An 11692-nucleotide genomic window follows, 5' to 3' on the forward strand; every position below is an offset into this window, starting at 1 on the left:
GAACCAACGATCCGGGTGGTTTTCCGGCCGCGCCACTGAGCGCAGATCACCCCAGGGAATGAGTGTTGAGGATTACGATGGCCAAGCGAGTGAGCCACAGGGACTCGATGTGCGGCGTCGCCCGGCCGCTGGATGCGATCGGCGACTGGTGGTCGCTGCTGATTGTCCGCGATGCCTTCGACGGGCTGCGCCGCTTCGGCGAGTTTCAGAAGAGCCTCGGGCTTGCCAAGAACATCCTCTCGGCCCGGCTCCGCAATCTTCTGGCGCACGGCATCATGGAGATGGTGCCGGCAAGCGACGGCAGCCCCTACCAGGAATATGTGCTGACCGAAAAGGGACGCGGGCTCTTCCCTCTTCTCGTCGCGCTCCGGCAGTGGGGTGAGGACTTCTTCTTTGAACCCGACGAGGCGCATGTGCTCCTGGTCGACCGCAAGAACGGGCTGCCGGTGCGGCGGCTCGAGCTGCGCGCGCAAGACGGACGCGTCGTTGGTGCGGAGGACACGATGGTGCGGCTGCCGCCGGCTTCACCTGAGTGAGAAGTGCACGTGTCGCGCGCGCCATCAACTGCAACCGGATGTTAACGCTCCGTGCCGCAGCATCCGCGCGTGGAGGTTCGACCAATGCAAACATTCCGGATTTCGCTGAGCGATGGGACGCGGCAATTCCACACGGCGATTCAGGCGCCGGACCCCGCTTCCGCGCGCATCAAGGCCGCCTACTTCTTCGATATCTCGAAGTGGCGGATTTTGAGCGTGTCGCTGAGTGGAGCCAGCGCCGCGGCGGCGTAATCGCTCCGCGCTCTACGCCATCCGGTCGAGCTCGGCGGCCGCAAGTCGTGCGATGGTAAGGTCGATTTCGGAGAGTGGATCGCCGTCCCCCAGAAACCAGGCTGCCGACAAGCCGGTCCATGCCACGATCCATGACAGCAGGCGCCGGCGATCCAGCCGCGCGGCTTCAACGACGATGTCGAGCCGCCGGGCAAGGCGTCCGGGTTCGGTCGCGACCGGCCGTGTCGGATCCGCAAGATCCGGATTGGTGAAGATGTTGGCGAAGTCGAAGCCGCGCTCGCCGACGAGATGCTTCGGATCGATCGCAAGCCAGCCGCGCGCGCCGAAGTCGAGCACGTTGTCGTGGTGCAGGTCGCCATGCAGGACCACGATCCCACGCTGATTGCCCAGCAGAGCTTCGGCAACTTCCGCCGATCGGTTCAGAATGCCGCCATGCGCCCGCGCCGCGGGCCACAACTCACGAAACCAGTGCGTCAGCGGCGTCAGATCCGGCCGCGGCTTCGCTCTCTCAGCGTGAAGCCGATCGGCCGTTGCACAGAGAATCCTGCAGGCCTCGTCGTCCCGGCCGGTTCGCGCCATGTCGCTGAGCGAAGCCGATCCCGTCGCCCTCTCGAGCAGCAGGGCGTCGCCGTCACGGGCAAGAACCCGCGCCGCACCTTCGCCGTCCCACCACTCCATCACGACGGCACCGAGGCGTTCGTCCGGCTCGTGCGAGAGCTTGAGCATGGCCGGCTCCCCATGCCGGCGCACCGGCAGCAACCGTGCGGCGTGCGTCACGATCGGGTCGCCATCGGGGACAAGACTCCAGGCCGAGAGATAGGGAGCGAACATTTGGGTGGACTGACCGGGGACGAAGAAGCGAGCCTCGTGGTTCTAATCATTGCTTCCGCGCGCTGCCACGCCGGTTCCCTGCGGCGCATCGTGGTAGGGCCACGCGAACCGGTTCCCCGCTGCCCTGCCCATGCTGACCTGCCCATGTTGGCTGATGACAGCCCCCACCCATCTCGCGCTACAATGTCGCAGCCGGTGCTACGGAGGGTGTGGCGATGCCGCGAAAGGGAATTACCGGACACGACGAATGGGTGGTCACGGAGGCCCTGGCCACAGCGCTGGTGGCGCTCGAACAGTTGCCGTCAAAGCATCAGCCGCGCGCGCATATGGAGGATGTCCGAAAAATCCTGACCGCCAGATGTGAGGCCGGCGCCGTCACGCTGCATCTTGCGCAGGCCAAGTGCCGGTTGTTTCCCGACACCGATCCTCTGACCATCTACGAGGAATATGGCCTCAAGGACGGGCTCGGCTAGCGCGCGCCGTCTGCAGCATTAGTCGCGGCTGACGCGCCAGATCGTGCCGTTGCCGTCTTCGGAGACCAGCAGCGCGCCGTCGCGCGCGACCGTCACACCGACCGGACGGCCCCAAACCTCATTGTCGCCGATGACGAAGCCGGTGACGAAATCCTCGTACTCGCCGGTCGGCACGCCGTCCTTCAGCCTGATGCGAATGACCTTGTAGCCGGTGCGCTTCGACCGATTCCACGAGCCGTGCTCGGCAGCAAACGCATCGCCGCGATACTCCGGCGGAAAACTGCTGCCGGTGTAGAAGGTCAGGCCAAGCGACGCCGAGTGGGCCTGCAACAGCACGTCGGGGACCGTCACCTTGTCCTTCAGGTCTGGCCGCGCGCCGGCATGCGCGGGGTCTTCGTTGCCGCCGATGTAGTACCAGGGCCAGCCGTAGAACGCGCCTTCGCGGACTCGTGTCACATAGTCGGGCACAAGATTGTCGCCGCGGCCATCGCGCTCGTTGGTCGAGCACCACGGCGTACCGCTTCCGGGCTGGATCGCAAGTCCGACGCAGTTGCGGATCCCCGTGGCAAACAGCTTCTTGTTCTTGCCGTCAGGATCGAAGGCGAGCACGGCGGCGCGATCGGTCTCGTCGCCCCAGGCAGCGCCGAGCGCATGGTCGCGGCTCCAGGCCTCGATCCCTTTCGGCGGGCGGCCCAGCCCCTCGCCTGCGTTGCCGGCGGAGCCGACCGATACCAGCATCCGCTTGTCGTCCGGCGTGAACACGATATCACGCGTGGAATGGGCGTAGCCGGGCGGCAGCCGGGCGACGATCGTCTCGGGCTTTCCCGACGCCTTGAGATCGCCGTTACGGTAGGCAAAGCGCACAACGCTGTCTGTGTTGGCGACATAGAGCCATTGCGGATTGTCACCGCTCGGAAAGAACGCGATGCCGAACGGCTGGTTCAAGCCGGTTGCGTAGACTTCATTGGTCGCAGGCTTGGCGGCGCCGTCGGCGCTGCGCAGGATACGAATGCGGCCGGAGCCGGTTTCCACGACGAAGATATCGCCATTGGGCGCGGTCCGGATGATCCGCGGGCCGCTGAGCCCGCTGGCAAACAGTTCGACCTTGAACCCTGCCGGCACCTGCGGCGCGGCCGATGCAGGTCTCGGCATGACGCGCGGAAACTTGCTGCTCGACGCCGTTGCCCCGGGCTTGGGTAAGTCCTGCGGCGTGATCAGGCGCACCGTGCCCGGCTTGTCGCGTTGCCAGTCGCCGAAGGCTTCCGCGCCTTTCAGCACGGGCTCGGCGCCCGACCGCGTGATGCTGATCGCCGCGAGGAAGACGACCGACAGACCCGCAGCGGCAAGACTCGTCCTGGGCATATGCTCCTCGCGCGATTTCCCTTCGGTCACGCCGTTCATAGCGCGGTTCGGTCGCTCCGGCGTTCACAATGTCGTCTGCTTTAATGACCCTTGGGCGGCGCCGTCAGATCGACCGGTTTGATGATCAGCGCCAGCGGGATAATCACGAGGCCGATGATCGAGAGCATCCAGAACACGTCGATATAGGCGAGCAGGTCGACCTGCCGCTGCAAGGTTTGGCCGACCCAGGCGACCGCCTGGGACGCGGCGTCCGATGCGTTCGACCCCTGCGCCTGAAAGAAGCGCGTCATCGTGTCGATGGTCTGCTGATACCCGAGATCGGACGGCGCGGCATGCTCGATCAGCCGGCTCTGGTGGAATTGCTGGCGTTGCGCCAGTGCGGTCTGGGCGAGTGCGACGCCCATCGACCCGCCGATATTGCGCGCGACGTTGATCAGCGCCGAGGCCTGGTTGGTCTTGTCCGGCGGCACGCCGTCATAGGACGCCGTCGTGACGGGGAGAAAAAGGAACGGAAGCCCGGCGGAGAGGAAGATGCGCGCGAGCGCGGCGTAGCCATAGGTGATGTCGCCGTTCAATCCCGTCAGGTGCCACATCGAGAATGCGACGATGCAGCCGCCGATCGCGATCAGGTATTTCGGCTGGACGCGGCTGACGAGGTTGCCGACCACCGGCATCAAGATCGGCGTGACGATGCCGCCGGGCGACAGTGCGAGCCCTGCCAGCAGCGCAGTATAGTTCAGCTCGGTCTGCAATAGCTGCGGCAGGAGTTGCGTCGACGAGATCAGCACCGCGCCGGTGCACAGCATCACCAGGAAGCACGATCCGAACTGGCGGCGTCCCAGCAGACGGAGATCGACGATCGGGTCCTTGCGCGTCAGCTCCCAGGGAACCAGCGCGATCAGGCAAATCGCCGAGGCCAGCGCGAAGCCGACGATCATGTTGGAGCCGAACCAGTCCTTGCGCTGGCCTTCGTCGAGCACGAATTCGAGCGAACCGAGCCCGATCGCGACCAGCACGAAGCCGATGTAGTCGACGCGCAGGCCGTCCTTGAGGAGCTGCTTGCGCTCCTGCTCGGCGCCGGACGGCTCCTTGACCAGCGTCCCGACCAGGAACAGCGAGAGCAAGCCCATCGGCACGTTGATCAGAAAGATCCAGTGCCAGCTATAGGTATCGGTGATCCAGCCGCCGAGCGTCGGCCCGACCACGGGAGCAACCACTACCGCGACGCCGTAGATCGCGAACGCCTGGCCACGCTTGGCCGGCGGAAAGGAGTCGGCGAGGATCGCCTGCTCGCTCGTCGCCATCCCGCCGCCGCCAAGGCCCTGGATGATCCGGAACAGAACCAGCGCCTCCAGGCTCCAGGCAAGCCCGCACAGCAGGGACGCAAATGCGAAGGTGCCGACGCAGATCATGTAGAAGCGCTTGCGGCCGATCACGGTCGAGAGCCAGCCCGAGATCGACAGCACGATCGCGTTGGCGACCAGGTAGCTGGTGATGACATAGGTACTCTCGTCGATGCCGACCGCCAGGCCGCCCGCGATATGGCGCAAGGCCACATTGGCGATCGTGGTGTCCAGCACCTCCATGAACGTCGCGATCGAGACGACGAAGGCGATCAGATAGGGGTTATGTCCGCCGGCAGCCGAACGCTCCGGCGACCAGGCCGCGCCGCCGCCTGCCGCAACGTCGGTCATCGCACCCGGGTCCAGGGCACGACCGACATGCCCGGCCCGATCGGAACGTCATTCGGCCAATTGTCGATCACGATCTTCACGGGAACGCGCTGCACGACCTTGACGAAATTGCCGGTCGCGTTCTCCGCCGGCAGCAGGCTGAACGCAGTGCCCGAGCCCGGCTGAACCGAAGCCACACGGCCGGTGAGCTTGCGCCCCGGATACGCATCGATCCTGATCTCGACCGGCTGGCCCGGGCGCATGTCCGTCAGCTGCGTTTCCTTGTAGTTGGCGGTGATCCAGACCTCGTCAGGAACGAACATCATGACGCTCTGGGCCGGCGCCACATAGGTGCCGACCGCGCCGCTCAGTTTGACGACGCGCCCGGATTGCGCCGCGACGATGCTTGTATATCGCAGGTTCAATTTGGCCTGATCGAGCTGTGCCTGCGCCTGCTCCAGCGATGCCTTGCTGCTCTTGAGCTGAGCCTCGAGCGTCTTGACGCCGAGCTCGGCCGCGGTCACTGCCGTCATGGCGCGACTGGCATTGGCCTGCTGGGCGTCGAGATCCGAACGGGTCTGCTGCTGCCGCTGCACCGTGCCCGCGCCCTTCTCGACGAGGTTCTGGGCGCGCTCCGCCTCCTCCCGCGCGAACTTCAATTGCGCCTCGGCCTGCTGCTGCTGCGCCTTGGCTTCCTTGATCTGCTCCTGCTGGCTGTCGATCTGGGCCTCGACATTGGCGATATTAGCCGCTGCGACCGCGACCTGCGCGCTGGCCTGATCGACAGCGATCTTGTAGTCGCGCTCGTCGATCCTCGCGAGGAGGTCGCCGGCATTGACGTGCTGGTTGTCGATGATGGGGACCTCGACGACGTAGCCGCCGACCTTTGCCGCCACCGCAAAGCTGCGAGCGGCCACGAACGCGTCATCGGTCGATTCATAATGACGGACATCGAGCCAGTAGCTCACGCCACCGATGATCGCGAGCAGGAGCAGACAGGCGCCGACTGTGGCAAGCAGCCAGTGCTCGCGCAGCCGATCACGCATCGATGGCTTGCGCCCGGTCTCCTGCTGCGGCGAGGATTCGCGGTCGGGTCGCGTTTCTTGCTCGGGATTGCGCTCAGGCTGCCGCGGCTTCTCCGCGGACGGCCCGCGCTCACGGGTTTGGGCATCCACGGCAGCACCTCAAGCCACGAACGGAGCGGTCAAGGTTCGTTAACCGCAGCGTCCGGCTTGAGGTTCCTGTTCGGCCGGGAGGCGCTACACGGCTCTGGAACTGACCAAGGGCTTGCGTTCGGCTGCCGACGGTTCGCGGAACGCCGGCGTCTCCCCGACAAGCGCCTTGAGCGGAACTGTGAGCCGGCACACCAGGCCCTCGGCGCGCCAATCGAAGTCGGCGCGCCCGCCGAGCTGGGTTTCGATGCTGGCGATCACGCTCCGGGTGCCGAAACCCTTCTGCTTCGGCTTGGTCACGGGAGGTCCGCCGGATTCCACCCAGGCGAGGATCAGCGTGTCGTCGTGCAATTCCCAGGTGATCGCGAGCCGGCCCGACAGCACCGAGAGGCTGCCATATTTGGCGGAGTTGGTGACGAGCTCATGCAACGCCAGGGCCAGCGTCTGCGCGGTCGCGGGCTGCAACTGCACCTCCGCGCCGTCGATCTGGATCTGCCCGGCCTCCGAATACGGCGCGATCTCCTCGGTGACCAGCCGCCGGATTTCAGCACCCTGCCAGCTCGATAGCGACAGCACGGTGTGAACCCGCGCCAGCGCCGTGATGCGGCCCTCGACCGCCCGCACATAGGCGGTCACGTTCTGTGCGCGCGTCAGCCGCACGATCGATTGCGCCAGCGCCAGCGCGTTCTTGGCGCGATGGTCGACCTCGCGGGTCAACAGGCTCTGCCGCTCCTCGGCCTTCTTGCGATCGGTGATGTCGACGGTGACGCCGCTCACCCGGACCACCTTGCCGTTGCGGTCGCTGGTGGCCGCGGCTGTGCCGACGCACCAGCGCACCTCGCCGTCCGGCCGCATGATGCGGAATTCGGTTTCATAGGACGTCTGGCCCTTGCCGAAGCCGGTCCAGGCTTGCCGGAGGTGTTCGACATCGTCGGGATGAAACAGCGCCTGTATGTTGTCGGAGGTGAGCTTGAAGGACTTCGGGTCGACGCCGAAGATCTTGTATTGCCCCTCGTCCCACATCCAGTCGCCGTTGACCCAATCCCAGTCCCACGAACCCATCTTGCCGGCGGCAATCGCCATGCTGCGGCGCGCCTCGCTCTCGACCAGCCGCGTGGTCGACTGCTCGAGCTCGGCGGTGCGCGCGCGCACGCGGTCCTCGAGCTCCGCGTTGAGGCGTTCGAGCTGCCGTGTCTTGCGGTAGAGCTCGGCGAACACGCGGATCTTCGCCCGCAGCACCTCGGGCACCACAGGCACCGGTACGTAATCGACCGCGCCCATCTCGTAGCCGCGAAGCCGGTCGATATCGCTGACCTGGATTGCCGAGATGAAGATCATCGCGGTCTTCTGGAAGCGCGGATGTTCACGGATCATCGCCGCGAGCTCGAAGCCGTCGAGCTCCGGCATGCAGACGTCGACCAGGATGACCGCGACTTCGTTCTTGAGCAGGAACTCCAGCGCCTCGCGGCCCGACGACGCGGCGACGAGCGTCTCGCCGAGCTCCTTCAGGATGACCTCATAGGCCAGCAGCTTCGCCGGCTGGTCATCGACCAGAAGGATGTTTACCTTTTCATGGTCCATCATGTTCGATCGCCGATCAGCGGTGCAGCCACATGCGGATCGCCAGCAGCAGTTGCTCGGTATTCACGGGTTTCGCCAGATAGTCGGACGCGCCTGCCTCCAGGCATTTCTCTCGATCGCCTTTCATCGCCTTCGCGGTCAGCGCGATGATCGGCAGCCGCGCGAAGGCGGAATTTTGCCGGATGGCGCCGATGGTCTGGTAACCGTCCATCTGCGGCATCATGATGTCCATCAGCACGATGGCAATCCTGGGATTGGATTCGACCAGCGAGATGGCTTCGTGACCGGTTGTCGCAGTCAACACCTTCATACCTCGCCGCTCCAACACGCTCGAGAGCGCGAAGATGTTGCGGGCGTCGTCGTCGACCAGCAGCGCGGTCTTGCCAATAAGATCCTCATCGGAACTATTGAGCTTCTCCAGCATCCTCTGTTTTGCGACGGGCAATTCCGTGATCACACGGTGCAGGAACAGTGACGTTTCGTCGAGCAGACGCTCCGGCGATTCCACGCCCTTGACGACGATGCTGCGCGCCATCGTATGCAGTTCCGCGTCTTCTTCCGCTGAAAGTTCCCGGCCCGTGAACACGACAACGGGAATATTGGAGAGCGTCTCGTCCTTGCGGATATGATCCAGTACCTCGAAGCCGCTCATGTCGGGCAGGCGCAAGTCGAGCACGACGCAGTCGCACGGATTTTCGCGCAATGTCGAAAGCGCCCCTGCCCCGGTGCCGGTGGTCACGATCTCGATATCCTCGTGCCCGAGCAGTTCGGTAATGCTGAGCTGCTCCGCCGCATTGTCCTCCACAATCAACAGGCGCTTGCGGCGCGGTCTGGCGTATTCCTTGATCTGTGACAGCGCTGCGCTGACGCCTTCCGTCGTCGTCGGCTTGTTGACGAAGGAGAAAGCGCCGCGCGCCAGCGCGTGCTGTCGGTCCTCGTCGAGCGTGATGATCTGAACCGGAATGTGACGGGTCAGCGGATTGTGCTTGAGCTGGCTCAGCACCGTCCAGCCCAGCATGTCGGGCAGGAAGACGTCGAGCGACACCGCGCTCGGCTGAAACTGCTTGGCGAGATCCAGCGCTTCGGCACCGCGGCTTGCGACCAGCACCTTGAAGCCCTTGTCGCGCGCCAGATCGATCAGCACCCGGGCGTAATGCGGATCGTCCTCGACGATCAGCAGGATGGTGTCGCCGGGCTCGAGATTGAGCCGGTCGTCCGGAAGCTGCTCGATCACACGGTCCTGTGCGCCTGACGCCTGCAGCGCCGGTGCCGGCGTGTGCGGCATCGGGAACGGCTGGGCCTGCTGACGCAGCGCCATCGAGGGGCCGGCATATTTCAGCGGCAAGTAGAGCGTGAAGGTCGAGCCCTTGCCCGGCGCGCTGCGCAGATGGATCTCGCCGCCGAGCAGACCCGCGAGCTCACGGCTGATCGCCAGTCCAAGACCGGTGCCGCCATATTTGCGGCTGGTGCCGGCGTCGGCCTGCTGGAACGCCTCGAAGATCAGCTTCTGCTTGTCTTGTGGAATGCCGATGCCGGTATCCGACACCTCGAACGCAACGACCGCAGGCGCGGCATTGAGGATCGGATGCTCCACACTCCAGCCGCCCAGCGCGGCCGACACGGTCAGGCTGACGCCGCCTTCCGCGGTGAACTTGAACGCATTCGACAACAGGTTCTTGAGCACCTGCTGCAGCCGCTTGGAGTCGGTCACCATGCTGCGCGCAAGATTGGCGTCGACATCGATGCTGAACGAGAGATGCCGGTTCTCCGCCTCGTGCCGGAACGGCCGTCCGACGGTCTCGAGCAGGCTCGATGTCAGGATTTCCTCGGCGTCGACCGTCACCGTGCCGGACTCGATCTTGGAGAGATCGAGGATGTCGCTGATCAGGTTCAGTAGGTCGGTGCCGGCGCCGTGAATGGTGCGGGCAAACTCGACCTGTTTGCCGGTCAGATTGCCGTCGGGATTTTCGGTGAGCTGCTGGCCCAGGATCAGGATCGAGTTCAGCGGCGTCCGCAACTCGTGCGACATGTTGGCAAGGAATTCGGATTTGTACTTCGAAGTCAGCGACAGCTCGGTCGCCTTCTCTTCCAGCGCGCGCCGCGCCTGTTCGATTTCCTGGTTCTTGCGCTCGACGTCGACGTTGCGTTCGGCAAGCTGTTGGGCCTTCTGCTCCAGCTGATCGTTGGTCTGCTGCAACTCCTTCTGCTGGGTCTGCAGCTCGCCGGCGAGCTGTTGCGACTGCTTGAGCAGCGCCTCGGTCTGCATCGTCGCCTCGATGCTGTTGAGCACGATGCCGATGCTGTCGGTCAGCTGTTCGAGGAAGGTGATCTGCGAGGTCGTGAACGAGGAGATCGAGGACAGCTCGATCACCGCCTTGACCTGGTTCTCGAACTGCACCGGAAACACGACGAGGTTCTTCGGCATGATCCGCATCAGCGCCGAATTGATCGGGACCGCATCGCCGGGAATCTCGGAGACGAGGCGCTGGCGCTTGTCGAGCGCGCATTGGCCGATCAATCCCTCGCCGAACTGGACGATCTGCGGATGCGGATTGCTGCTGTCGCTGGCATAGGCCGACAAGAGGCGCAACTGCGCATTCTCGGGATTGTCGACCTGGTAGATCACGCCCATATGCGCGTTGATCAGCGGCGCAAGCTCGGTCAGCAATAGCCGACCGACGGTCGCAAGATCGCGCTGGCCCTGCAGCATGTTGGTGAAGCGCGCCAGATTGGTCTTCAACCAGTCCTGCTCGGTGTTGCGCTCCGTGGTGAGACGGAGGTTGCCGATCATCGTGTTGATGTTGTCCTTGAGCTCGGCGACCTCGCCGCGGACGTCGACCTGGATCGAGCGCGTCAGGTCGCCCTTGGTCACGGCGGTCGCCACCTCCGCGATCGCGCGCACCTGGGAAGTCAGGTTGGCCGCGAGCAGGTTGACGTTGCCGGTGAGATCCTTCCAGGTGCCGGCCGTGCCGGGCACGTTGGCCTGACCGCCGAGCCGTCCCTCGACGCCGACCTCGCGCGCCACGCTGGTGACCTGTTCGGCGAAGGTCGCGAGCGTCTCGGTCATGTTGTTGATGGTGTCGGCGAGCGCGGCCACCTCGCCTTTCGACTTCACCGTCAGGTTCTGCTTCAGGTCGCCGTTAGCGACCGCGGTCACCACCTTGACGATGCCGCGCACCTGCTCGGTCAGGTTGACCGCCATGACGTTGACGGTGTCGGTGAGGTCCTTCCAGGTGCCGGCAACGCCGCGCACCTCGGCCTGGCCGCCGAGCTTGCCCTCGGTGCCGACCTCGCGCGCCACGCGCGTCACCTCGCCGGCGAAGGCGTTGAGCTGGTCCACCATCGTGTTGATGGTGTTCTTGAGCTCGAGGATTTCGCCCTTCACGTCGACCGTGATCTTGCGCGACAGGTCGCCGCGCGCCACCGCGGTGGTGACTTCGGCGATGTTGCGCACCTGGGTGGTCAGGTTCGCGGCCAGCAGGTTGACGTTGTCAGTAAGGTCCTTCCAGGTGCCGCCGACGCCGGGCACCACGGCCTGGCCGCCGAGCCGTCCCTCGGTGCCGACCTCGCGCGCCACGCGCGTCACTTCGGCGGCGAACGAGCGCAGCTGCTCGACCATCGTGTTCAGGGTGTCCTTGAGCAGCAGGATCTCGCCGCGCACGTCCACGGTGATCTTCTTCGACAGGTCGCCGCCGGCGATCGCGCTCGCGACCTCGGCGATGTTGCGGACCTGCGCGGTCAGGTTCGACGCCATGAAGTTGACGTTGTCGGTGAGGTCCTTCCAGGTGCCGGCGACGCCGGGCACTTCGGCC

General features: G+C 65.0%; 9 protein-coding genes. 3 read left to right on the top strand and 6 right to left on the bottom strand.

Annotated elements, in window-relative coordinates:
- Positions 1 to 77: 77 nt before the first annotated feature.
- The gene (locus PMN64_RS30315; RefSeq protein ID WP_411783293.1) at positions 78 to 536 is read left to right on the top strand and encodes a winged helix-turn-helix transcriptional regulator; all 459 of its coding nucleotides are present in this window, start codon (positions 78 to 80) and stop codon (positions 534 to 536) included.
- Between the two features lie 84 nt (positions 537 to 620).
- Entirely contained in the window at positions 621 to 788 is a 168-nt protein-coding gene (locus PMN64_RS30320; protein ID WP_016847764.1) for a hypothetical protein, read from the top strand.
- 12 nt (positions 789 to 800) lie between these two features.
- Here PMN64_RS30320 and PMN64_RS30325 read toward each other — a convergent pair whose 3' ends face one another.
- Entirely contained in the window at positions 801 to 1619 is an 819-nt protein-coding gene (locus PMN64_RS30325; protein ID WP_411783294.1) for an aminoglycoside phosphotransferase family protein, read from the bottom strand.
- A 215-nt stretch (positions 1620 to 1834) separates the two neighbouring features.
- Here PMN64_RS30325 and PMN64_RS30330 point away from each other — a divergent pair, with 215 nt between their 5' ends.
- On the top strand, positions 1835 to 2092 hold the full coding sequence (locus PMN64_RS30330) for a hypothetical protein (RefSeq protein WP_028340659.1): 258 nt from the start codon (positions 1835 to 1837) through the stop codon (positions 2090 to 2092).
- An 18-nt stretch (positions 2093 to 2110) separates the two neighbouring features.
- Here the strand turns inward: PMN64_RS30330 and PMN64_RS30335 are convergent, their stop codons facing one another.
- From PMN64_RS30335 to PMN64_RS30355, 5 genes are all read right to left on the bottom strand, one after another.
- On the bottom strand, positions 2111 to 3454 hold the full coding sequence (locus PMN64_RS30335) for a PQQ-dependent sugar dehydrogenase (RefSeq protein ID WP_411783296.1): 1344 nt from the start codon (positions 3452 to 3454) through the stop codon (positions 2111 to 2113).
- Positions 3455 to 3534: 80 nt separating this feature from the next.
- On the bottom strand, positions 3535 to 5148 hold the full coding sequence (locus PMN64_RS30340; protein ID WP_411783297.1) for a DHA2 family efflux MFS transporter permease subunit: 1614 nt from the start codon (positions 5146 to 5148) through the stop codon (positions 3535 to 3537).
- Positions 5145 to 6302 carry an HlyD family secretion protein gene (locus PMN64_RS30345; protein ID WP_411783299.1) on the bottom strand — a complete coding sequence of 386 codons (1158 nt, stop codon included), beginning with the start codon at positions 6300 to 6302 and terminating at the stop codon, positions 5145 to 5147. Before PMN64_RS30345 ends, PMN64_RS30340 begins: the two co-directional genes overlap by 4 nt.
- A gap of 84 nt (positions 6303 to 6386) precedes the next feature.
- Positions 6387 to 7880, bottom strand: a complete 1494-nt coding sequence (locus PMN64_RS30350) for a sensor histidine kinase (protein ID WP_411783302.1) — start codon at positions 7878 to 7880, stop codon at positions 6387 to 6389.
- Between the two features lie 16 nt (positions 7881 to 7896).
- Positions 7897 to 11692, bottom strand: a 3796-nt coding sequence (locus PMN64_RS30355) for a response regulator (RefSeq protein WP_411783300.1), incomplete at its 5' end; no start/stop codon positions are given.

Source organism: Bradyrhizobium sp. UFLA01-814, assembly GCF_046718885.1.
Lineage (GTDB): Bacteria > Pseudomonadota > Alphaproteobacteria > Rhizobiales > Xanthobacteraceae > Bradyrhizobium > Bradyrhizobium elkanii.